The 25,693-nt window shown below is 39.1% G+C and carries 14 protein-coding genes and 1 pseudogene; 6 read left to right on the forward strand and 9 right to left on the reverse strand.

The window, feature by feature from the left end:
• The first annotated feature begins 205 nt into the window (after positions 1 to 205).
• From P9B04_RS18740 to P9B04_RS18750, 3 genes are all read left to right on the forward strand, one after another.
• Positions 206 to 10,798, forward strand: coding sequence for a putative Ig domain-containing protein (locus P9B04_RS18740; protein WP_342056494.1), 10,593 nt, complete (start codon positions 206 to 208; stop codon positions 10,796 to 10,798).
• A gap of 26 nt (positions 10,799 to 10,824) precedes the next feature.
• A complete protein-coding gene (locus P9B04_RS18745; RefSeq protein WP_342056495.1) occupies positions 10,825 to 11,649 on the forward strand; it encodes a hypothetical protein in 825 nt (274 codons plus the stop codon).
• A 119-nt stretch (positions 11,650 to 11,768) separates the two neighbouring features.
• Entirely contained in the window at positions 11,769 to 11,972 is a 204-nt protein-coding gene (locus P9B04_RS18750; RefSeq protein WP_342056496.1) for an Ig-like domain-containing protein, read from the forward strand.
• Between the two features lie 373 nt (positions 11,973 to 12,345).
• Here the strand turns inward: P9B04_RS18750 and P9B04_RS18755 are convergent, their stop codons facing one another.
• The 4 genes and pseudogenes from P9B04_RS18755 to P9B04_RS18770 form a co-directional block, all read right to left on the reverse strand.
• On the reverse strand, positions 12,346 to 13,434 hold the full coding sequence (locus P9B04_RS18755; RefSeq protein ID WP_342056497.1) for a tyrosine-type recombinase/integrase: 1,089 nt from the start codon (positions 13,432 to 13,434) through the stop codon (positions 12,346 to 12,348).
• 188 nt (positions 13,435 to 13,622) lie between these two features.
• The gene (locus P9B04_RS18760) at positions 13,623 to 14,042 is read right to left on the reverse strand and encodes a type II toxin-antitoxin system VapC family toxin (RefSeq protein WP_342056498.1); all 420 of its coding nucleotides are present in this window, start codon (positions 14,040 to 14,042) and stop codon (positions 13,623 to 13,625) included.
• Positions 14,039 to 14,290 (reverse strand): DUF2281 domain-containing protein, encoded by a 252-nt coding sequence (locus P9B04_RS18765; protein WP_342056499.1) that lies wholly within the window; start codon positions 14,288 to 14,290, stop codon positions 14,039 to 14,041. The genes P9B04_RS18760 and P9B04_RS18765 overlap by 4 nt, the downstream gene beginning before the upstream one ends.
• Positions 14,291 to 14,410: 120 nt before the next feature.
• Positions 14,411 to 14,606, reverse strand: a pseudogene (locus P9B04_RS18770) (hypothetical protein).
• Between the two features lie 151 nt (positions 14,607 to 14,757).
• On the opposite strand from P9B04_RS18770, the gene P9B04_RS18775 reads away from it, so the two are divergent.
• Complete coding sequence (locus P9B04_RS18775; protein WP_342056500.1) at positions 14,758 to 15,642, forward strand: hypothetical protein; 885 nt, start codon at positions 14,758 to 14,760, stop codon at positions 15,640 to 15,642.
• A 14-nt stretch (positions 15,643 to 15,656) separates the two neighbouring features.
• On the opposite strand, the gene P9B04_RS18780 is transcribed toward P9B04_RS18775, so the two are convergent.
• Positions 15,657 to 15,974: a hypothetical protein gene (locus P9B04_RS18780; protein WP_287140568.1), complete on the reverse strand. Its 318-nt coding sequence runs from the start codon at positions 15,972 to 15,974 to the stop codon at positions 15,657 to 15,659.
• A gap of 234 nt (positions 15,975 to 16,208) precedes the next feature.
• On the opposite strand from P9B04_RS18780, the gene mobQ reads away from it, so the two are divergent.
• A complete protein-coding gene (gene mobQ, locus P9B04_RS18785) occupies positions 16,209 to 17,483 on the forward strand; it encodes a MobQ family relaxase (RefSeq protein WP_342056501.1) in 1,275 nt (424 codons plus the stop codon).
• A gap of 1,208 nt (positions 17,484 to 18,691) precedes the next feature.
• Here mobQ and P9B04_RS18790 read toward each other — a convergent pair.
• The 4 genes from P9B04_RS18790 to P9B04_RS18805 form a co-directional block, all read right to left on the reverse strand.
• Entirely contained in the window at positions 18,692 to 22,171 is a 3,480-nt protein-coding gene (locus tag P9B04_RS18790; protein WP_342056502.1) for a hypothetical protein, read from the reverse strand.
• 463 nt (positions 22,172 to 22,634) lie between these two features.
• Positions 22,635 to 23,969, reverse strand: a complete 1,335-nt coding sequence (locus P9B04_RS18795; RefSeq protein WP_342056503.1) for a hypothetical protein — start codon at positions 23,967 to 23,969, stop codon at positions 22,635 to 22,637.
• Positions 23,970 to 24,104: 135 nt separating this feature from the next.
• Positions 24,105 to 24,365 (reverse strand): CopG family transcriptional regulator, encoded by a 261-nt coding sequence (locus tag P9B04_RS18800; protein WP_342056504.1) that lies wholly within the window; start codon positions 24,363 to 24,365, stop codon positions 24,105 to 24,107.
• Positions 24,362 to 24,952, reverse strand: a complete 591-nt coding sequence (locus P9B04_RS18805; RefSeq protein WP_342056505.1) for a ParA family protein — start codon at positions 24,950 to 24,952, stop codon at positions 24,362 to 24,364. Before P9B04_RS18805 ends, P9B04_RS18800 begins: the two co-directional genes overlap by 4 nt.
• Positions 24,953 to 25,203: 251 nt before the next feature.
• On the opposite strand from P9B04_RS18805, the gene P9B04_RS18810 reads away from it, so the two are divergent.
• Positions 25,204 to 25,693: hypothetical protein (locus P9B04_RS18810; protein ID WP_342056506.1), on the forward strand; the 490-nt coding region annotated here is incomplete at its 3' end.

Genomic DNA, 25,693 nt, shown 5'->3' on the forward strand with positions numbered 1-25,693 from the left:
ACCTCAGACGGGAGTTTATACTTTAGCTTTCCTTGGTAATGGACAAACCAATAATAATTATCAACTAGAACTTGTTGCTCCGGAAATAACCACCACTTCAATTCTCTTCAATCAATCCATTCAAACAGCAATTAGTGTAGTAGGAGAATGGGATACTTACACCTTTGATGGGGTAGCAGGACAACATTTATGGTTTGATAGTTTAGTGGAAAGTAACCAAAATATTGATGCTACCTTATGGTCTCCTAGTGGTCGAAAAAATTGGTCTCAAGATGTAGCTAAAGACGTTTCTAGTTTTCGTTTAACAGAAACAGGAACTTATCAATTAATTGTTGACGGAACGAATGAGAACACAGATAATTACGCTTTTCGTTTATTAGACTGGAGTGAAGCGATTTCTCTTAATTTGAATACAACTATTAGTGAACCAATAGAAATTTCTGGGAAAGAAGATAGACTTTACCAATTTGAGGCTTTAAAAGGACAAAGACTTTACTTCAAGGGGTTGACTGTATCGGCTCAAAACGAGGATATTTACCAACTTTATAATACTCAAGGACAATCATTATTTTCAGAAAAATTAGATACTGATACTGAATATGTTTTAGAGAAAAGGGGAACTTACTATTTAGCTATTCGTGATAGTCAAGAAACTTCTTTTGCCTTAACTCTAACTACCCCTGAGATTCTAACAACTTCCTTAAATTTAGGAGATTTAATTACAGATGAGATTAGTCAAGCAGGAGAAAGAGATAACTATACCTTTGAGGGAAGCGTAGGACAGCAATTTTACCTTGAGACTTTAACAGATAATAGTCAACTCTTCGCTCGATTATACGCTCCCAGTGGTAAATTATTGTTCTCAAAAGCGACTTCAGACAATGATACTCCTTTTACTCTGATAGAAACAGGAACCTACCGATTAGAAATTGATGGAGAAAAAGAAGCGACTGGAGAGTACAGTGTGAAACTCAGCAATCTTGAAACTGTCACTCCCTTAATTTCAGGAGAAACTATTACTGATACCCTCGATGAAGAACATCCAACGAAACTGTATCAATTTATAGGGACAAAAGGAAGCCAATTAAGCTTTGATTGGCTAGAACAAACGGGGGACAATCAAATTAATTGGACTCTATACGACCCAAATAATCATGTTCTTAAACAACCAGACCTTAATGCGCCTGATTTCCAAGTTGCTTTACCTTCTGATGGATTATACACTTTAGCAATTGTGAGGAATAGTAACACTTCTATTGATTACAGTTTTCAGGTTACGGATAATTCTGTTGCCTCTATCCCCATTACTGGAACCAATGTAACTGTTACAGGAACCATCGCTAATGCAGGGGATGTGGATAGTTATACTTTCAATGCGTCTGCTGGTACATTAATTAGGCTAGATCGCTTGAGTACGTCGTCTTGGCAAATTCGCGCCCGTTTAAGAAATCCAGACGGGACTTATTTATTTGAAAATCATGATACCCGTAATGATTACGGGGTAATTCGTCTTGACCAAACAGGAGAATATAGTTTAGAAACTTCAGGCTACTTTAGTTCAACTATTGGAAATTGGCAATTCCAAATTATAGAATTGGTTTCTGACCCCACCTCTCCCCAATTTAATCCTCAACCCTTTAATGCCATTGAAACCGATACCTTAACTCCTGAAAACCCCAGGCAAATTTATCAAATCGAGGCTATTGTCGGACAACAACTCCTTTTCAATGGAATGGATGGAGAGAGGGTTAATGCTTCGCTATATGACCCTAACGGCAATCGGGTCTTTTATGCCAAAGATTTTCGTCAGAGTAATATCGGGTTACCAACTTTAACCCAAGACGGAATATATAATCTTGTTATTGAGGCAGATTCCAATAACAGTACCAGCAACTATAGTTTTCAATTAATTAACTTAGCCACTGGTTCTCCTATTCCCATCAATTTACCTGTCAGTGGTCGCTTAAGCACTGGACAACAAAGCAAAGTCTATCAGTTAGTAGCAGAAAAAGCGAATCAAACCTTTTTCTTTGATATTGAGCAAAGTAGTAGCAAGGCCAATATTAAAATTTACAGTTCTAATTATGAAACCTTACTCCACCAAAGCCCTCTTAAACCCGATGAAAGTTTTGAATTGAGTTTACCAGACAAAGGGATTTATACAGTATTAATTGAGGGAGACACTTTAGCAGACCCTATAGACTATCAATTTCAAGTTTTTGTTCACGATAAGACCCCTGCTTCTGTTATCGTTCCTGGGACGGGGGAATCTAACCAGCAAGAAAAAGGAACCCTCGGAACGTTTCCTGTCAAAATTACCGTAGAAGATGGTCAAGGTGGCAGTGCCATTCAAGATTATCGTCTCCGTCTCTGGCCAGACCCAGATAATACAGCCCCTAGCATTATTAGCACTCCTTCTGTTCGCACTTCTTTAACTGAATCTATTTATCGCTATCAACTAGACAGTTTAGATCCGGATGGGGATGCTTTAACCTATCGGTTGCTCGATAGTCCCCTCGATGCTTTTATTTCTCAAGATACTGGGGAATTATTGTGGTTTACAGATGAGTCGGCTGAAGTGGGCAACACTTACGACTTTACCGTTGAAGTTTCCGATGGACGAGGAGGGATTGATATTCAATCTTTCTCGGTTGAGGTCTTTGACCAATTAGGAACCATTGAAGGGTTAGTCTTTGAAGATATCAATCGCAATACTTTTCTGGATCTCAATTTAGTTCAAGGGGATAATCCTGATGTTTTCTTTGTTATTGAGTATTCCTGCGCGGTAGCTGGAGGCAATATTGATTGGACTACGGCTGATTTAGACGAAACTTTTGCCCATAATTTAACACCAGTTGATCTTGAGTTGGGAGCTATCCTGTTATTAAGCGAATATTTGATTGCTCAAGGGTTTGGCCACACTGCTAATATTGGCATTCTTGATGGTCGAGGAAATGTTTTTGACCTCGACCCGTCTCAAGAAGGGCTTCAAATTACCACTAATCCCCTTGCAGATAACAATAATAACGGCATTGCCGATCTCCGTGAAGCTCTCCGTCGTCCTGTGTATGGGTCATCTCCGACTGCCGTGGTTAAAGCCATTGAACTTCATCAAGAACTGGGCTTGAGTGGGGATTTAAACGTTATGTTTATGTCCAGTGGCAATTTTACTTTACAAGCAGAAGAGAAAGAGGCGATTGATTTAGCGGTGACTCAAGGAGTCAATGTTTCTGCTTTTAGTTTTTCTTTTCGGGCTATGGAGAAGATGCGTTCTCTAGACCCTGATGCTACTTTAATTAAGTCTACTCAACAAATTTACGATATATTTAGTGGAAATGTCTTGGGCGATTCCTTTGACCCTAAGTTTCTACAAGAACCCTTACTCGAAGGAATCACGGTTTATCTCGACCTCAACAATAATGGAATTCTCGATAGCCATGAACCCCAACAAGTTACCCAAATTCCTGATAACTCTCTAGACGTTTCTGACGCTTCTTTCTCTTTCCGTTTTGATAATTTACTTCCTGGGACTTATATTGTTAGACAAGTGGTTCCAGAGCGTTACGAAGAAACGACCCCCACTTCTGGTTCTTTTGTTGACGTTATCACGGTTTCTGAGAATACTTTTTATCATCAATTCGGCTTGGCGAAAAAGGCTTCTGCTCAATCACTTCCTCCTCAAGCTCCCGTTTTTACGTCCACTGCTCCTACTGGGACTTTAACAGTTGGGGAGCAACTCTTCTATCAAGTCCAAGCGACCGATGCGGATAATGATGCTTTGACCTTCGAGTTAGCCATAGGTCCTCAAGGAATGGTTCTCGATGCCGAGTCAGGTATTCTTTTGTGGGAACCTACTATTGAGCAAGCTGAAACCCTCCCTGGTGTTTTGATTAGAGTTACGGATGACCAGGGAGGTGTGGCTACTCAATATTTTGAGTTAGAGGTGATTGCGCCTAATACGCCTCCTCTTTTCACTTCCACTGTCCCTAATATTTCTCCCCAAGTGGGCAAACTTTTCTCTTATCAAGCCAAAGCCCTCGATGCCGATGGAGATATCCTGACTTACCACTTAGACACCGATATTTCAGGCATAACCCTTGATGAGAATACGGGACTGTTGCGTTGGACTCCCACTGCTACTGACCTCGGTGAGCAGAATTTAACCATTATTGCCCAAGACGAAAAGGGAGGAGAAATTCGTCAAGATTTAACCCTCAATGTTATTGATTCTACTCCCAATCGTCTCCCTGATATCGTTTCAACTCCTGTCAATTTTGCACCAGTCAACCGTCCTTATCTTTACCAACCTGTCACCGTCGATGAAGATGGTAATCCTTTAACCCTCACCCTAGATCAAGCCCCCGATGGCATGATCGTTGATGAACAAGGGCGCATTATTTGGATGCCTACCATTGACCAAGTAGGAGAACACCAAGTCCAGCTTACTGTCGATGATGGTCAAGGAGGACTCGCTACCCAAACATTTACCGTTGTGGTGCAAAATCGTGTTCCTAATCTTCCTTCTCCTCCTCCTGAAACGCCAGATAGTCCCGACATTCAACCCTCAAATCCCCCTGTTGCTAACCATCCTCCTACGATTACCTCTTCTCCCAACACCTCTATTGACTTAAATCGTATTTATCAATATTCTCCTACTGCTCAAGATCCGGATGGTCATTCTCTCTTCTGGCAGTTAGAATCCGCTCCTGCGGGTATGGTCATTGATGAAGATACCGGAGCCATTCGTTGGCAACCGCAACCCCAACAATTGGGAGAACATACTGTTATTCTTGCTGCTAGTGATGTTCTCGGACAACGAGTGACTCAAACCTTTACATTGACCGTCACAGGGGAAAATACCCCTCCCCTCATCTCCTCTATTCCCTCGACTAAAGCAGGGATTGATCAAGTTTATACCTACCAAGCGATCGCTGCTGATGCTGAAGCAGATCAACTCTTCTTTAGCTTGGGTATTCGTCCGGATGGTATGACTATTGATGAGAACACAGGAGAAATTCGCTGGACTCCCCAAACTGGACAAGTGGGTAGCTATCAAGTAGAGGTTATCGTTCGGGATACTCAAGGGGCCATCTCGAATCAAACCTATACTTTAGTGGTTGAAAGCCAACGAATAAATCAAGCTCCGACTATTTCCTCTAAAGCGGTGTTAAGGGGGGGTTTACAACAGGGTTATACCTATCAAGTGACCGCTAATGATCCCGATGGTGAAGCTTTAACCTATCAACTACTCTCTCATCCTCAAGGCATGACCATTGATGAGAACACAGGTTTAGTGCAATGGCAACCCCAATCAGATCAATTGGGTCAATTTGACATCGCTGTAGCTGCTATCGACTCAGATGGTGCCGGAACGGTACAGGCTTTCTCTATTTCCATTCAACCCCAAAATCAACCCCCTGTTATTACTTCAACCACGCCCCCCACGGTAACGACTCCACAAACTGTCTATCGCTACGATCTCCATGTCCGTGAATTGGATGGGGAAAAATTGACTTATTCCCTAGTTCAAGGCCCATCAGGTATGACTATCGATGAGTTGGGACGGGTACGCTGGACTCCTAATGCTGAAAATACGGGCAATTATCCTATAGAAATCGCTGTTACAGACAGTCTAGGGGCAACGGTGACTCAATCTTTTACTTTAGAAGTGGTTGCCGATACCTTAGCCCCAACCGTTCGTGTTAACCCTTCTGTGCAACCTGTGGACTTGGGACAGTCGGTTACTTTGTATGTTAGAGCAACGGATAATATTGGGGTTTCCACCCTTTCTTTAACCGTTAATGGTCAGGCTGTTTCCCTTGATGGCAATGGGTTATATACGTTTACCCCTGATACAGTAGGAACCATTGAAGCGATCGCCACGGCTACTGATGCAGCAGGAAATAGTCAATCCGCTATCACTACTTTTGAAGTGTTAGATTTTAGTGATGAAGATGCCCCTATCATTAACTTACCAGCCTTCTCTGAAGATACCGTTACTTCTCCTACAGAAATTATTGGTACGGTTAACGACGATAATTTACAGTATTACACTTTAGAAGTAGCTAAGTTAGGCAGTGATGATTTCCAAGAAGTCTTTAGAGGAACCCAAGCTGTTGACAATGATGTTTTAGGAGTCTTTGACCCCACTTTATTAGAAAATGATGCTTATACCTTACGATTAAAAGCGGTTGATGCTGGTGGCAATATTGTTTTTGAACAGAGAACCATTAACGTTGAAGGAGATTTAAAACTCGGTAACTTCCAATTATCCTTTACCGATTTATCTATTCCTGTTTCTGGTATTCCTATTAGTATTACTCGAACCTATGACACCTTAACGGCACAAGAAAGGGATGATTTTGGTTATGGATGGCGATTAGAATTTAGGGATACCAATCTCAGAACCAGTTTAGGGCCAGATGATTATTATGACACCTTTGATATTATTGGCAAAGGGTTTAGAGAAGGAGATAAAGTTTATATTACCCTTCCTGGTGGTAAACGAGAAACCTTTACCTTTAAACCTGAATTAGACTTATTAGGAGCCTTTTTAGCTGCTGCTGGGGGTGGATTAGGCATACAAGAAGATACAGGTTTATATCATCCTAAATTCGTTTCTGAGTCGGATTCTAATAATGTTTTAACCGTCAAAGATGCCTTATTAATTCGTACAGGAACAGGGGAATTTGCTGGTATTCCTGCTAATTTATATAATCCCATTGACCCTTATTTTGGAAGAAAATATACCTTAACCACAGGGGAAGGGATTGTTTATGAAATTGATGCTCTATCTGGGGATTTATTAACCGCTACGGATACCAATGGGAATAAGCTGACTTTCTCTGAGAGTGGGATAATTAGTGATTCAGGGGTTGAGGTTAAATTTAATAGAGATGCCAAAGGAAGGATTACCTCAATTGTTGACCCATCGGGTAATATTATTCAGTATGAATATGATAGTAATGGGGATTTAATTAAGGTTATTGATAGGGAAGAGAATGAAACCAAGTTTGATTATCATGAGGAAAGAGAACATTATTTAGAAACAATTATTGACCCGTTAAATCGTGAAGCGGTGAGGACTGAATATGATGAAGATGGACGATTATCTAGGGTAATTGATGTTAATGAGGAAGCGGTTGAATTAGTTTATGACCCTGATAATTCTACACAAACCACTAAAGATGTGTTTGGGAATGAGACGATTTATGTATATGATGAACGGGGTAATATTTTAACTGAAGTTGATGCCGTTGGTAAGGTAACTAAACGGACTTATGATGAAGAAAATAATTTATTAACCGAGACAATTATAACTGAAGAAAGTGGGGAAGAAGGTTATACAACCACTTATACTTATGATGCACGAGGTAATGCTTTAACAGAAACAAATGCGTTAGGAAATATTACTCGTTATACCTATGGAAAATTTGACCATGTATTAACAGAAACAGATACTTTAGGAAACACCACCACCTATGATTATGGATTCGCCACAGGTAATTTATTATCTACAAAAGATGCTCAAGGTAATATTAACAAATTTAGTTACGATAGACGTGGAAATCTTCTTTCTTTAACTGATGCAGATAATAATATAACCCGATTTGAATACGATTTACGAGGCAATGTTACAAGAATTATTGATGCAAATGGACATCAAACAAATTACACCTATGATGATAGTGGTAATCAACTAACAGAAAGTAAGACCGTTACCACTGCTGAAGGAATAGTAACCGTTCTAACACAGAATACTTATGATAAACAAGGCAATCTTTTATCAACAACAGATGCCGAAAATAACACCACTTATTATGAATATAATGAGTTAAATCAACAAACAGCAGTCATTGATGCACTCTTAAGAAGAACAGAATATCGTTATGATGATAAAGGTCAATTAGTAGAAACCATTTATCCTGATTCTACCCCAGAAACCTTAGACGATAATCCGAGAACTATAACCGTTTATGACAGAGGAAGTCGTCAAAAAGCGACCATTGACCAAGCAGGAAAAGTTACTTATTATAATTATGATCAATTAGGTAGATTAATTGAAACCATTTATACTGATGAAGTTGATACTTTAAGTCAATTTGTTAGTTTCCTTGATTCCAATAAAACCGTTACTATCATTGATTGGACAGAAGTAATTTATCCTGATAGTAATCCTAGTTATTTAAGTGATAATCCTCGAACTCAAACTGAGTATTATCAAGATGGAAAAATTAAAGCAAATATTAATGAAAGGGGTTATAGAACTGAATATATTTATGATGCAAATGACCAATTAATTGAGATTATTTATCCTGAATTAGCAGATAATCCAGGCATTAACTTTACGACAACTAATACTTATGACGTTGTTGGTAGAAAAATCGCTGAAACCGATGCGTTAGGACGAACAACTAACTATGTTTATGATGAATTAGGAAGACTCACCAAAACCCTCTTTGCTGATGGAACCTTTACCACTTCTAGCTATGATAAATTAGGACGTAGAACGACTACAACAGACCAAGAAGGAAAGATAACGAATTATGAATATGATTCATTAGGACGCTTAACAGATGTGGTTCAATACCTCAATCAAAATAGTTCTAATCCTACAGAAATTAGAACGGAATATGGTTATGATGAATTGGGTCGTTTAATCTGGGTTGAAGATGCTAATAATCATAAAACTAACTATGAATATGATAAAGTCGGTCGTCGAACTGCCATAGAATTACCATTAGGACAACGTTCGATAACGACTTATGATGCAGTCGGAAATATTGAGACAGTAACCGATTTTAATGAGAAGATAATTACCTATTTCTATGATGTACAAAACCGTCTGATTAAGAAACTGTTTGCTGATAATAGTTTCGTTGATTATACTTATACATTAACCGGATTACGAGAAACGATTACAGATAGTCGAGGAACTACGACTTATACTTATGATGAACGAGATAGATTAATTGCTCAAACTGACCCCACTGGAATATATTTAGATAGTGGAAATACCCTTGAATATAGCTATGATTTAACAGGAAACCGAACCTCTGTTACTACCCCATCGGGAACCGTTTATTATACCTTTGATGAATGGAATCGTTTAAAGACAGTAACAGATGCAGATAATCATCAGACGATTTATGTTTATGATGGGGTTAGTAATTTAATTGAAACTACTTTCTCTAATGGAGTCATAGAAACAAGAGATTATGATGACTTAAATCGATTAATTAAGTTAGAGAATAAATTAGGGGAACAAGTTATTTCTGGTTATGAATATACCTTAGATAAAGTTGGTCATCGTCTCAAAGTCGAAGAAGCAGATGGAAGGATTGTTGAGTATGATTATGATGATTTGTATCGATTAATTGAAGAAACCATTACGGATTCATCGGATACGGTTAATGATGGTCGAGTGATTAGTTATACCTATGATGCGGTAGGGAATCGGTTAACTAAGATTGATTCGGTTGAGGGGACAATTACTTATGTTTATAATGCTAATGATTGGTTATTAACTGAAACTCAAGAGAATGGGGAAGTTAAAGAATATGAGTATGATGATAATGGTAATACGATAAAAGTTATTGAAGATTCAGCAGAAACAATTTATGAGTGGGATAAAGAAAATCGATTAGTATCAGTAACTTTATCTGATGGAACTGAAATCAATTATGAATACGATGTTAATAATATTAGAACATCTCAGGAAGTCAATGGGGTCAGAACTGATTATTTAGTTGATAGTAATCAAGCTTATGCTCAAGTTTTAGAGGAATATGTAGATGGTGAATTAGAGGTTAGTTATGTTTATGGATTAGATTTGATTTCTCAGGAAAGAAATGATGAGACGACTTTTTATCAAGTAGATGGTTTAGGAAGTGCGAGAGTTTTAACTAATGAAAATGGTTTAGTTATCAGTAGTTATGATTATGATGCGTTTGGAAATCTGATTAATTCTAATAATAGTTTTGAAAATAATTATTTATTTGCTGGAGAGCAGTTTGATGAGAATTTAGGGGAATATTATTTAAGAGATCGTTATTATGATCAAAGTATAGGGAGGTTTACGAGAAGGGATACTTATGAGGGCGGCATTAATAGTCCTATCACCCTACATAAATATCTTTATGCTAATGCCGATCCTGTGAATGGGATTGATCCCAGTGGTCTTGTTACACTAACTGAACTCAATGCAAGTAGCTCGCTACAAGATCAGTTACAAGCAATTAATACATCCAGCGTAACAGCATCCAGTCAACAAACTGCCGCTTATCTGCTCAAATCAAACATACTTCATCCTCAAGCTATTCAAACAATGATAGGAAGAGGACTTATAAATCCAAAATCTCCTTTTGTTCAAAGAACAATACAAACAGTTATTCAGTCTACGGATGATATTGTAGTTCAAGCTTGGACTAATGGTGCTAAAGGAGCAAAATCTCATTTCTTTAATAGAATGTTAGAACAACCTCAACGGTTTGTAGAAATAGCCAATCGATTAAGAGAACCAGCTTTTAGATATGGTGCAGGGGGATTTAAAAAATTTACACAACTTGCACAACAAATTTCTAAACTTCCCAAAGGTGCTTCTAGATTTGGACAAGTATTCAAATCTCCTAGCGGAAATGTTACGTTTGTAAGAACGAGCAAAGGAACAGGAAAACTTTTACAATCTGGGCTCAATAGTGGAGACGAAGGTGTCATGGTTATACGTGACGCTGCTGGCAAAATAAAAACTTTTTCTGAGGTAGCATCAGGAAAAGTTAATGCTCAACTGTTAAAGTAGCTTATCAATCATCAATTAGTGTGTATATGAAACTAAATCATTATAAAAATTGGTACGAAACCTATCTCAAAATGATATATCCTCGCACTCTAGAGCAGGATGTAGAAATACATCCAACACCGTCTATGAACGAATATCTAGATAGATGTGTTTTTTCTCTAGAAAATTTAAAGCATAAAGTCTTTGACTTGAAACAATCATCTGTGAACAGAAATAGCAAGTTAGAAGAAAAAACCTTTCAACGTGTAATTGAGTTTTTGGGTCAATTGCAAACTTATATTAATAGCTCTAAGCTTTCTTCAAAAGATTTACTAAAAGCTCGCCAAATTATTAATGAATTTGAAAATATTTTTCAAGCAAATCAACAAAGAGTGATAGACATTTTTCAATCAGAGCTAGATGATGAGTTGCCTTCTAAACTAATAATTTGGAAGAACTTTGTCGATCAGTGTATGCAAGCTCAAGACAAAAAAAGTTCCTGGGATTATTGGTGGGATATAAAAGAAAATGAATTAGTCGACTGGGAAGGAGAAGAAGAATATGATGACTTTATTAATCGTATGCAAAACGATTCAAGATATATAAAAGCTTGGGAATATTGGGATTATATAGAGCCTTTAGCTATTAGAGATGAAATTTGCCCTACTATACAGTTAGGAAAAAGCTATTGTAGCGTCAATAAATATAACGAGCAGCTATCTTTTTTAGATGAACAATTGAAAAAAATACTTCTTAAAGAAAAACATATACTACTAAGTTCACAAGAACAGTATTATCCAAAGTCTTATTACTGGTGGTACTATCATATTCCGCAAAATGTTTTACTTTGGAATGAAATAGATGATGATTAAGCAAATATAAAAATAAAACAGTGCGATCGCCATCTTGTAGGTTAGGTAGAGGCAACGAAACCCAACCTTAAACTGTAACCGTCGATAATATCGCCCCAACGGTTCGAGTTAACCCCTCTGTGCAACCAGTGGACTTAGGACAGTCTGTTACTTTGTATGTTAGAGCAACGGATAATATTGGGGTTGAAACCCTTTCTTTAACGGTTAATGGTCAAGCGGTAACTCTTGATGGGAATGGCTTATATACCTTTACCCCTGATACAGTAGGAACCATTGAAGCGATCGCCACGGCTACTGATGCAGCAGGAAATAGGCATAAATAGAAGGTTCGTGCAACGAAGTGCAATCTAACTCTGAAACCCTTGCTATGTAAGAGTTTCAGAGCTTGGTTTTGAAATTAAGAGCGATCGCTTTAGTATAAGTTACATCAATGCTTTTTCGTTCCGCAGAGACATCAAAAAAACATTGCCTAAAATAGAAGTTGAAACGTATTTTAAACCGATCTCAAAGTATTATAGCTCCATCTTGAAATTTAAAAACATTGCCTAAAAGGATTCAAACTAGGCAAAGTTTAGTATTAGAATTTCTTATCGATGAAGGCTAAAAAATGGGCTGTCAGTTAGTACATCTGAATTGTTTGCCCCTGGTTGCACGAACCCTATATTTTCGCCGACCCGCTAACTTCTGCTAAAGAAGTCAAAGAGGAACCTTTACTCCCAACCGCAAAGCCGGATTATTACGCCACCGGTCAGCCACATGAGCATACAAAGCCGTGGTTCTAGGATCAGCATGGCCTAACAAATCCTGTACTTGCCTTAAATCCGACCCTGCCCTAATAGCCAACGTCCCTGCCGTATGCCTCAAAGAATGTGCGCTCAACTGTCGCTGTGGTTGTTGAAACTTATGGGACTTAGATGAAGCAGATTGTGAAGGACGTTGTTTCTCCTCGCTAGACGCTTGATGAGACTGATTTGATGCCCGTTTTTTGCTTTTATGTGTCTTAGGCTGCTCCTTTAACCCTGATGCTCGTAAATACTTATCAATCACTCGTTGAATAGAACGACGACTTAACCGGCCTCTATACGTCCTTTTATCTAAAGCAATAAACAAAGGGGTATCCCCATTTAACGCCTCCCCTGAACGCTTCCTAGCATTCAGGTACTTATTGAGCAGCTTCGCCAGATCAGGAGTCAACGGCACAATGCGTCGAGATCGCTTCCCCGATACCCTGATCCCAATATCAGATCCTCGTTTAACAATATCCCCAATCGAAGCGCGGTGCATTTCTACGGTTCGGCATCCCTCCAATACCATCACCGCCACCAGAAACCGATCGCGTAACCCCCCAATGGTATTCTCAGTAGGCAAACTCTCCAATAACCCTGTCACTTCCGGTTCTTCCAGGTAATTAATGCGTTCGGCTGGATCAATATTTTCTCTAGGTGGTTTTATCCCCAAAGCAGGATTAGCCAGGATTAGACCCCGTTCCACCGCCCCTGCATAGAAGCGACGCACCACCGTCAACTTCAGAGCAATGGTGGCACATTTATAAGCCTGAATTTCCACCAACCAACGACGGTACTCCTTGATATCATCCCGTGTGGCATCGAGGGGATGGAGTCTTTGAGAGTGGCACCAACTAAAAAATTGCTTTACAGTACAAGCGTAGGTTTTCACCGTATCATCGGCTGCATTGCCATCAGCAGTGTCCAGGCGAACGAAAGCAGCAAAGTTGTCGAGTAAGTCTGTGGGGGTGAGATCCGAGGGGGTAGTTACAGTCAGCATAAGCGTCGGATAAATCCTTTGGTAGATCAGGCACAAAGACCCGATACTGACCTGATTAGCATACCATGCTGCGTCAGATAATTACTGTTATACGACGTTAATTATAGGCTCTTTTATCCCCAATGCGATCGCACACAAATCAATCAAGTTTCGCTTCCTACAACCAAGCTATTAGAAAGAATATAATTTTAACTATTAGGAATAATGACTCCAATCGACTGATTTCTATTTTTACGATAAATCAAGAAATCACTATCAATGGTCAGGACAATACTTTCATTATCTAATTCACTCATTCGGACTAAACTAGCATCAGCTAAGGACATAGGAATCGATTGATAACGTCTCATTAATTCTCTAACCACTTCAATCTCTTCATGAAGACTAAACGGAATTTGAAGACAACCGCTACTAATTAATCCCATAACGGCATCTTCACCTCCATAAACTTCTTGTAACAGAAAACACGCCTCGGTAATAACAGCTTCACAAGTTAACAAAGGCGGTTCTATATTTTTCCATTGATTGACCGCCCACTGATGTAAATTCTCCCGTTTGTTAACGAAAGCTACTAATGGTCCAGTATCAAGTAAAACCTTTTTTATCAAGACTTACCAATGTTTTTAAGGTACTCTTTATTGGTGGCTAAGTCACCAGGTCCACCATCAACACATCCGGCAAAAGAAGCAGCAGCTTCATAAGCTGACATGGGTGTTCCATCAGAATGCTTAAACTCAACGGATGATGTCTTACTTTGCAAAAAATCAATAAAATCTAAAACTTCTTGCTGTTGGTAATCCGTTAAAGTTTGCAGTTTTTCTAAAATATTTGTTATTTTGTCAATTGCTTGGGTCATGGTTTAACTTTCTCACCAATAATTAAGCTATTCGTATCAGAGGAAAAATTGAAAATTATTGATATTTTTATCTTCTTATATAGAAGAACCTCTTTCTTAATTATAATGTAAAGTAGTATTTTAATCACTTAGATCGTGATTTTTTAGCTCATCTAAAGGGGGAATTTGTTCAGCGTTTAAAGTAACAACTTTGCCATCTTTAAGAATACTAATTGACTCGCCTAATCTTCGGTGTCTCTCAATCGATGAGTGAAATCGCTGTTTTGACTCCTGCATCAATTTGGTCGGATAATTTATCAGGATTTTTTTTAGCCATTATTTTCCTTATCAGTTCTAAGAGTTCGTTACTTCAAGGATACCTCATAATGTTAAACAAACGTTATACATTTCGTTAATCATTTTTACCCCTGGTTTCCTTTATGGGTTACTCTAGTTTGTATAACACATTGTTGAACAAATGAATAACGATGAGTGAGACGAAACCCAATCAAACCTGGATAACCTCTAAGAGCATAGCCATAGCTGCTAGAATCCCCCATAACCTCTATCACCAAATAGAAGACTACGGGAAGACTCACTTTGCAAAGGGTGAGGGGAAGTACGATAAAACAGCCACCATCATTGATCTCATCACCAAAGGCTTAGGACTTGATAGTGTTGAACGAGTTGTTCAACAAAGTGTTAATCAACAAGACCTTGAACAACTTGTCAAACAGACTGTTACACAAGAGTTAGACAAGAGTGTTAATCAAAACGATATACAGAATGTCAAACAAGAACTCTTAGAGTCTGTCAAACAACTTGTTCAACAATCTGTTAACCAATCCCCAGAATCATTGGAACAGGCAATTTCCCACCATCCCACGATCCAATCGATGCAAACCCATATTGATTCATTAGATCATTATTTAGATGGGTTAACAAAAGCAATTCAGGAACTAAAAGAGCTATACAGTGATAATCAAGACATTGAACCAATAAAAGAAGAGAATACAGTCAACAGAGATGATTCCGTTGAGGATACATCCAAAATGGAGGGTGAGGAAATTCCTTTGAGTGAAGTAGTAGAAACCAATAATCTACCCCATGAAGAAACGGAGTTTGATTCTAGCTTATCTCACGATGAGGAGGTCAAGAAAACGATCTCCAAGGTGCGAAAATTAACAGTCACACAGCTTCAACAAATAATGAAAAAGTTTAATTCATTGAAGGGTAAGACGGTTTTTACAAGCAGGGACTATTCACAGTCTAAAAAGCGTCGGAGAATTGACTTGATCAGTGATGTTCTAACTCGCGAAAAGGAGAGTCAGGTTCTGATGATACAAGCTATCAACGAAACGCTGAATACTTAAGTCACCCCATCAACCTATTTTCGGGTACGAGAAGGAGACGTTTTCTTGGCTGTTGTTTTGGTTTGATTGTCTTTTCCTTTCGCTGGCTCTTTTATTGGAAAATTAAATAAGCTTCTATCAATATCTCTGGTCAAAAATCCATCTAGCCGTTTCATCATCATCTCTTGATCTAATTCCCCATTAGCCATCATCTCTTGAACTAATGCCCCTAATAAGATTTTCCGTCTTGTGTCTTCTTTACGTTTTTGTGCGCTTTGTCTCGCTCTAACTTTCTGAATTTCAGCATTAAGAGTATCTCTTTTTTCTAATAACTTTTCTAGTCTCTTACTCATTTATCTACCCTCAAAACCACCATTATAGTTAGATTATCATAGTCACATCAGAAAACCGAGCCTTTTCTCAAAGCCCTATGCTAAGATAACAGCAGAATTTTTCCTTTTTACCTAATAGCACTTATACAACCAGAGGTTGTCGTGGGTTGGGGGATGCCTCCCCTAAACCCCTTTGTTATTGGGCAGAAGGGAAAGGAAATTAACTGATTTACTGATAACTCCTCATCGGCTCTTATGGCGATTTACCATCTCAGTGCCAAGATAATATCAAGAGGGAAAGGGCAAAGTGCTACGGCATCGGCTGCCTATCGTGCTGCTGAAAAAATTAGGGATGAACGCACTGGATTAATCTTCGACTACCGACGCAAAGGTGAAGTTTACGCGACTGAGATTATTGCCCCTGACAATGCCCCTGATTGGGTTAACTCTCGTGAGACGCTTTGGAATCAAGTTGAGTTATTTGAACGACGGAAAAATTCTCAACTGGCTAGGGAGTTTGACATGGCTTTACCTCTGGAATTAACCCACCACCAGAAACAGGAATTAGTTAGAAAGTTTGTAAAAGCAGAATTTATAAGTCGAGGGTTGGCCGCTGACTTGGCGTTCCATAATTTCGATAGTCACAATCCCCATGTTCATATTATGGTGACAACTCGTACTGTCGATGACCAGGGGTTCGGAGCTAAGACCCGACATTTGAATAAGAAAGATTTTTTATTGAGTTTAAGGAAAAGTTGGGAAACTCACACTAATGAAGCGTTAGAACAAGCAGGTAGTGAACAACGGATTGACCACCGAAGTTTAGAACAACAGGGGATTAATCGTATTCCTCAAATTCATTTAGGGGCTAATGTCATGGCCATGATGAAGCGAGGGATTGTTACTGAACGGGGTGAACAATATTTAAGTATTCAAGCTACTAACTCTGAACTTGAAACCTTAGAACAACAGTTAGTTGAGTTAGAGCAAGTTATCTCGTCTCAAGAGCAGTCAAAACCGAACTCTCGTTTAAGACAGTCCCCAATTAAAGAAGAAACGGACTCAGAATCCGATAAGTTGGATGAATCAGATACCCAGGTTTCATTTTCATCTAAGGATTTAAACTTGATTGATTCTCTGCCTTTGTCTCCTGAATTTCGTCCTGAGTATCTGTTTCAACAACAAGAATACGCAGCAAAAGTGGCTCCAATGGTTGCTGCTTGGTTGCGTGTTAATCAGATTAGCAGTTATCAGGACACTCAGAATAAAATCGATTTGAGCAACGGGTTACTCACTATTAGAGATGTTGAGGGTAACTATAAAATGATTGTCCAATACCAGGGACTCGATGAACAGAACAACGCTATCTGGGATTATGTTTATTTACCTCTTAATAGTCCCGGACTAACCATGCAAGATGTAAAACTGTTTACCTCTCCTGCTATGAAACAGTTTATTAAAGAGAAAACAACGATGATGATTCAGTCAAACACTCAACAATCTAACCAGAGAAGAGGGAGAAGACGTTGACAGAAAGATTGTAGATTATCCTGCTCGAAAAAATAATCCATTCCCTCAATTCAAATCTCAATAACTGATATAAATCAATCAAAATTTATTAGGTGTTTGAGAGTGGGCGTAGCGAATGGAGCGGAGCGGAATAAGCGAAGTACAGTCGAAAACACCTGAAAGGGGGGTATGGGGGGAAACTTCCCCCCACCTCCCTTGAATTTTCTACTCCTATCCAAATGCTTGATTTTTTTTTCATAACTTTCTACTGATTGCCTACCACAACCATGAGGGTGACAACTTGTGACATATTACGTATTTTGCACATCAGTAAAACCGCTCTCAAATCTTGGCCAATTAGACTTATTTTTATCAGACTTTTTCTTTTGAGTATGAGTTACAAATGTAGAGAAATTGTAATATGCTCAAAAATATTCTCTTCGGAAATATTAAGTCGAAAATTAGGTCAAAACGTCAAAACTGATATTTTTATCGATTGAGAGTAAACCTTTTACGTAACCACTTTTCCTTGTATGGGGGTTTGGGGGAGGCTTCCCCCAACGCACGGCAACCTCTGGTTGTATAAGTGCGCTTTTCCTACGGAAAAGATATTAGACTCAGCTAGGGGATCTGCTCAGATTTTGAGGGCTTCTAACCCCTATTATAGAGGAAAATAACAAACGATTTTGCTAAACACTCACTAAATGTCCAGTTTTGATCCAAAACAAATGTTCTACAGAGGGAGAGAATTAGAAGAAAAAAAGGACATTTTTGGGCTAAACAGTGAGTGAATGTCAAGTTTTGATCCAAATTTTTGGTAGCCAAAAATTAGCCCAATTATAAAGTTTTTATTAAGCCACCTTAAAAATCTAAAACCGTTTTGTCTGATAAGTTACTTATATACTTCATAAAGGTGACAAAAAAAAGGTTGTCTGGGATGATTCATTATTCAAAAATACTAATTCTTCTATTGACTGAATAGATGGTGATGGTGATCATAATTCAACTAATCTCAAAGCAAGGTCGCTTCATATTGGCGCAAGCTGACGATCGATCCCATAACCTGATCTCAAATCAGCCAATATTTCCTAAAATTTGCTACTGATTGAACCCTTGATTGATCAAGCCAACTTTAGCTTGTTGGTTAGACAAACAGTTTTATCCTAAACAACCTGACGGGGACACCCCTTCGACTCATTTTGTGCCTATTGGAAAAGAATGATCGGGCGTTAAAAAGGTGGTTCTGGCAAAAATTCGTGCCAAACTTGATCTGAGTTGGGAGTAAATAAGGCCAAAATGCCTAAAATTTGGAAAGCTTCATGAGGGCAAACATACCTGAGATAGTCGACTACGGTTTGCCAGCCATCATTATGAATCGCGATTATCATTTCTTGAGCTAACTCTAATGGCTGTAATTCAAGCCATTCCCTAATCGTGGCATTTAGGACTGTGGAGGGTGTAATTATTCCACTTCCTATATGGTCTTTATATAGAGACTGGAATAATTTACAAAAGTCCTTCCAAGATAGAGTATTAGTACCTTTAAACAGCTTAGAGATCCACCCTTGGCTAAAGCCTGTCCCTTGGGCTAAAGCTTGTTGAGTGATCTTTTGACCGGTGGCCATTAATTGTAGGCCGTATTTATAGATAGCCCATTTATCCCGTTTCCTGCGCTTAACCATCTCTGGGATATAATCAAACTCATCTTGATAGAGGACATTGATGCCCATATTCTCAAGAAAGGCCAAATCTAATTTAGTCCCCACTAAATAAATAGTAAATTGTTGGTCTGGGTATAAGTGGGCCCGGGGCCGGCCAATGAATTGGATATATTCAGCCTGGGCTAACTCTTGGTAATACTCATCAAAGCCGATGGGTTTACCTTCGTCATCAAACTCAGGGTTAAATAGGCAGATATACTCAGCCAAAGCGGTTCCCATATTAATATAAGGTTTACCAAAGGAGGCGATGGCTTCACGTCTTTGGTCATGATTACCCCCTCGGTTATGGTAAAACCAGTAATGATCTATGTCTAAGACTTTTATATAATCTTTGAGGGCATAAAAGTTAATATCATCATGGAGTGATGAGAGTTTAGCTTTTATGGCTTTAATACGCTCTAGGGCATTTTCTGACCAATTATTAGACCCCATGCCCTCAGTTTCGACGGCTTTAACGGTGAGATTATTATAGATGGGGGTGTCTTCTTGAATCTCGATGATACTATTAGGATTAATGCCTAATTTAGCAGCTAAAGCTCGCTTATTTCCGGTGGCATCTAAGAGAACGGTTAAGCCCATTTCTCTGATAATAGAGGAAGTTCTTTCATCAGGTTTAGTGATGGTAAAAGAACCTTTAGATAGGCTTAACGCCCCTTGATGACCATTCCAAACTTCAAGAAAATCGATTAACCAATTATTGGGTAAATCTTGGAGATTTTCCAAGGTCTTAGCATAAGCTTGTCGTTTAAAGCCAGCCCTGGCTGTTTTGGCAATGGTCTTACTAATATTGAGCTTTTTATAATCAATGGTTCCGGTAGTATCTGCTTTGACAATTAAATCTTTAATGTTGGGGAGGAGTTGAGATAAAGAAACGATAATATCCCCTAAGTTTTCTGGTGGTTTGCCTAACTTTTCTAGAATTTGAAAATGGTTAAGTCCGTGTCTAACTTTTTCATCACCTGTTAGGTAAGGGCGTAGATTTAAAAGGGGTTTTAATGCCTCAAAAAGTTCAGGAGCTTTCAATTGTATATCCATCAGGGTACGGTCAAAGTCGGTTAGTTTCCCTGTAATAAGAGTCGGCGTTAATGTACGACTAGCTTCTTCAATAAAAGCGACATCATTGTGATAGTTTGAGGTACCATCTTCAAGATAATCAACGTCGGAAAATTGATACGGGTGTAAGCGATTAAGTTCTTCTTCTAAGGCTTTCATTCTCTGATGTCTAAAGCCATATCCATCCCCTGAACTACTGGCACATTTAGCAATGGTTTGACCGTCTTCTAATGTCTCTTTCATTTGATGATAGATACAAGAGGCACATAAGGGATTAGGGGCGTTATTGGTAGGGTCATTTTCAAAGTTATGATTTTTATTCTTAAGGGTTAATAATAAGTTAGCAAGATGGCAGTTACTTGGCTCTATCTGGTTTATCCCTTGTAATTTAAAGCCGTTTCCATCGTTATAAATCCCCAAGTGACGGGGGTTAATATCGGTGTAATTCTCTTCAACGGTCTGGGTAGAAACGTTACGATGATTGATGTCAACATACCAAGTTTTACCGCGAGTATTTTTGAATACACCAGCGTCATGGGATTTGCCTAATCCCGTGGCGGTACTATCTAATATTGTTGTCCATCCTAATTTCTTTAATTGCCAAATCAGTTGATGTCGATGACCTTTTGGAAAGGTAATAATTGGGGGTTGCTTTCCTTTATAATTTTTTGGTGTGGGGAGGGCATCTCCTGGTTTAATGGCTAATTTCTTAGGAGGTGAAACCTTAGTTTTTTGAGCTTTTTTCGTGTTTAAGCCAAAGCCTTTTAAAGAGTTTCCTAATTTTAAGAGTTTGGCTTTTAAGCTATTAATAAACCCTTCGGTGGCGATGGCTTGTTCAATTTCCTCTTGTTCAATTTCCCATTCAAGATAAGCTTGATATTGGTCGGCATCGGGTTCAATGGGGGATCTGGCCTCTGAATGCCATTGACGATCTGAGAATTTAAAGCCGTGTTGCTGCGCGATCCAGAATAATGTACCGGCGGTGACTTCGCCCACTCTGAACCCTTGGATCTTTCTTGCTGGGTTCCATCCCTTCATGGGGGGACTCCACCCTTCGGCAATGGCGATCGCCTCACTTTGACCAAAGATGGTGGTTAAGGCCATGAGAACCCGTAAGCTTTCTTCGTATGTTCCGGTTCCTGGTTGCCGTGGTGGGATGAAGTTTAGGGCTTCTATGGCTAGGCTTTTAACTTCGTCGGGGTTTTGTTTGTTAACCCGTGCTAATGTTTCCTGACGGCGTTTTTCCCTGGCTTCCCATTCGATTTTAGCTTGTTCTTTTGCTTCTTCAATTAACGAAGCTGGTAAGGGATCTCCATCGAGGATAAATATTTCTGCTTGGCTATTCCCTGCCCAATACCGTGAGGCATCTTTACAAGCTTCGTCAGCTTCATGAAAATGCCCCATAACAGCTTTAACTAAATGTTCATAAGTTTCTATATCCTTGATGGGTTGATCCGCACTAAATACGATTCTAAAGCGGTCACAGGGTGCGGAGAGGAGGTGACAAGGGGACACGGGGACAAGGTGATCTCCTTGTCCCCGTGTCCCCTTGTCCCCTTGTCCCCTTGTCCCCTTGTTTCCTTTGGGCTTTTGGTGGGATGCCGAAGTGTAGATTAATTGTCCATACTGCTTGACAAAGGGATGATTGAGGGCATCGTTGAGGGTTAAGCCGTTATCGATATCAAGGCCAATCAGTTGAGCTTGTTGATAATTGGCTTTTGACCTCATGCTGTGGTCGTAGGTGGCACAACTCCAGGCATGACCACGCTTAACGGCAGAGGCTAACCCGTTGATGGTTAATTCTTGGGTTTTAAAGCCGTCCCGATAATGTTTGGGGTTGCTAACTGTTTTGTCATGATGGTGACGGTTAACTGATAATTTAACCCTGTGTGTCCCTTGGTTAGCACGATTAGTAGGGGTGAGTTGGTTTTTCATGACACCTTACCCCCGTTTACTGTTGTTAATTGACAACGTTGAGAGTGAAGCTCATTCTTTGGCTTTTTCTGAGGGTAATGTGATGATGAATTTAGATTGGAGGTTTTTTCCATTGTTCACTTCTGGTTAATGGGTCAAAGTGAACAACCCTTGAATTATCTGGGATTCCTTGAAATAATCTCTAATATTGCTATATTTTCAGTTTTTTGTCCCCAAAAGCAAACCTAGCTGGCTCAATGACTGGTAATCGTCTAGGGTCAGCCTGGGTAAGTTTTTGACGTACAAATGTCATGTTTGTTAACATAAAACTATATAAAAGATATCTCTGGGTTGGTTCACTACCTGGAGTTGTTCAAACTCTTGTAATCCCGATAGGAATGTTTTTTGGTGGAACAAAAAACGCATATTTCCAGGGGTTATTCAGTTTACCGAAAGGTGCGCGTAGTCTTATAGGACACGGAATTTACACCTTCCTTCTAGATAATACCTCATTAATGAGAGTTAGTAAGTCTTCTTCTCGAACAATTAAAATATTGTCAAGCTCAAGAATTTTGATATCCCCAATTTGATACGCTACATCATCAAAAGTTTTCAGTTTTGCTGGAGCCATAATAATAACAATCCCAAGGGGAGAAGTATTCAAAATCCTCGTATTTTCCCAGAGCCAGTCTATTTGTCGCCTTAATTCATCAATGGGATTAACATTCCAACGTTTGAGTCCATGAGAGTTGCGATAACGTAATTTGTTGGTTTTTTGGTCAATATACACAAAGTCTTTTTCCCCTTTGAGGGCTTTAACCGAAATGGCTAAAAATTGGCCATTGGGTAAGGTTAGACCAATATCAAGATAATCTTGTCTATATCCCTCTGGGTCAGGGATTATTAAGGTATTTTCATCTAATAATGAATAAATTTCTCCCCCATCGTTTAAATAGGTATCTTTTAACAGTTGAGCTATTTTCTTTTCAGCGTCTTCTTCTCGTTTAATATCTAAAGCTGTTCGATGGAATGTGAAGGTATTTTTAGCAAAGGCTGCTGACAACCATGCCAGTGCGGTTAATGGAAAAAGTCCCATGATACTGCCAGCTAAGAAAGTCTGTAGTAAGCTTCCTGCGGCCACTGAAATAATTCCAGTCAGAGATAAAGATATATCTCTAGCATTAATCTGGTCTTGATAGTCAGAAATGCCTAATCTTTGTTTCTTCTCGTTTTTATACAGTAAGGCTTTTTGAATGGGGTCAATCTTAGGTTTTTTGGGTTGAGAAGTCGGGGGTTGATTTTGAGTTTTTGATTCAGTTTTAGCTGGTTTTTTTTGAGTGGGTTGCTTAGGTTTTTTAGGGGAACTATTTTGATTTTTAGGAGAAGAATTTGATGATTTTTTAGGAGTTGTTTTTGATGGGGGATTCGTCTTAGCCTTTTGAGAGGTTGTTTCCTTAGATTGACTATTAGTTGTTTTGGGAGTTTTTGCCGTAGGTTTTCTCGGTTCTTTGGGAGCCGATGTTGATTGAGATTGATTTTTTGTTTTCTTAGGAGTTGTTGACTGAGGTTTCTTTTGGGCGGTTTTAGTCGTTGTATTTTCTGCTTTCTTAGAGTCAGTTAATTTTGTGGTTTGCTTAGACTTAGTAGTAGAGCTTGTCTTTTTTTTAGCTCTAGATTGACTGGAAGTTTTAGGGGGTGTAATTTCTTCTGCTTTGGGTTGAGATTCTGGTGAAGTTTCAGGTTTATTCTTTTTAATTAAAGCCACTAAAGTTGGCTTGTTTTGATTATCTTGTGCATGGGATTTATCCGAAGATGTCATATCACTTTTTTCTAATAGTAAAGCCCGATATTATCTATTATAGTTTTCATCCTAGAAAGTGCATATAGAAATATCTTTCGATACCATCATTACCTTATTGACTAAAGATGCTCAAACGTCTAGATGTTTAGATGTTTAAGCATTTTCAGACTGAACCCAGGCATTGACCAACCCTTCTATAATCTCACTCATATCCTTATCCCCTTGAACCGCAGCCACTTTCAGTTGCTGATGGAGTTGCTTAGGAAGATAGATCGTTGTCCTCACATAATCAGGGTCACGGCTTTTGCTTTTCTTAGTTTCCTTTGCTGTAGTTGACTCTGATGAAGTCTCTTGGGTTTTACTACGGGCTGCACTGAAGAGGTCATCAAATCGGCTTGACGGTTTTTTGCTCATGGTAAAATCTCCTGGCCTACTTTGACATAACAATCCCAAGCAGCATTTGCATAAGGATCTTTAACTAGATTGACGGGAACCCCCTTAAGGGCTGCCTTTTGAAACACTGCCAACCGTCGAATCCCTGTTTTAAATAGGGGCAGTTGGGCGTTTTTAATGGCGTTTCTGGCTTCAGAACCTGCTTTCGAGGGACGAGGGGGAATTAAGGTCAGCAAAATTCGATAGTTGGCTTCTAAGGAGTGCAGGGCATCTACCATTTGCAGGGTTGCTCCTAATGCCAAAGCATCGGGACTGGTAGGCAGAATCAGTAGATCACAGCCAGAGGCAATGGTTTTTAGATCGTCAGGGGTAGGACGGGCAGGGGTGTCAATAATAATGTGTTCATAGTTTCTGGCAAATTTAACCCCCTGTTTTTCATCCACGACTTTAAAAGGTAATTGTCCCCGACTGGCCCAGTCTAAAGCACTGCGGTTTAAGTCCCCATCTACTAAGAGAGATGGTGCTAGTTGTTGACAGTAAGCTGCTAAGTGCAAAGCAGTGGTGGACTTGCCAACGCCACCCTTGAACGAGGCGACGGTGATGATCATAAGGAGATGAATTAATGGATGATCTTATTTTAGCTTAAGTGAGCATCTAAATGTTTAGATGTTTAGATGTTTAAACATTTGTGTCTAGCGTATGATAATGAAATTTGGCGTGACCTTCCTTAACAGTAGAAATACGGAAATCAAATCAAAAAAACTAGAAAAAAAACCAGTAAAAACCCTCATATTTTTTTTCTTCTCACTAAAGTATTGTGAAAGACATGAAGGGGACAGTTAGATAATTTGTGTTTTTTATGGAAAGTTTTTTAGAACAAAATCTTTTGGGGCATGAAATTCTTGGAAATGGCACACCAAAAGAAGAAGTGGGTGTTCTTGCTGGCATGGGTAACCCCCAAAACACCTCCGTTTACAACGTTCAACTTTCATCAGAGCATTTGCCTGATGACATTTTTTTAGAAACTGATGATTCTCTGATGAGTTTGGAGCCTAACGACTTTTTACCTTTACTCAGTACTTCAACTATTCCCTTTACTCAAAACAATAGCAATCAATTTCAAACTTTACCCATCAATTTAACGACAGAAACTGCTATTACCACTGATCCCCTAACAGGCACTATCACCGACGAGTCCGAACTCAATATTAACCCCACTAACTCTACTCCTTTAGCACAGACACAAACAGTTGCCTTTGAACCAAACAATAGCTCTAGTGTCAGTCCTCCCTTGACCTTTGCGGTTAAAGCCGAAGGAACAGTGACGGTCAATAGTAGTAGTAGCGACT

Origin of the sequence: Crocosphaera sp. Alani8 (assembly GCF_038442745.1) — a bacterium.
In the GTDB taxonomy this organism is placed as follows: Bacteria; Cyanobacteriota; Cyanobacteriia; order Cyanobacteriales; family Microcystaceae; genus Crocosphaera.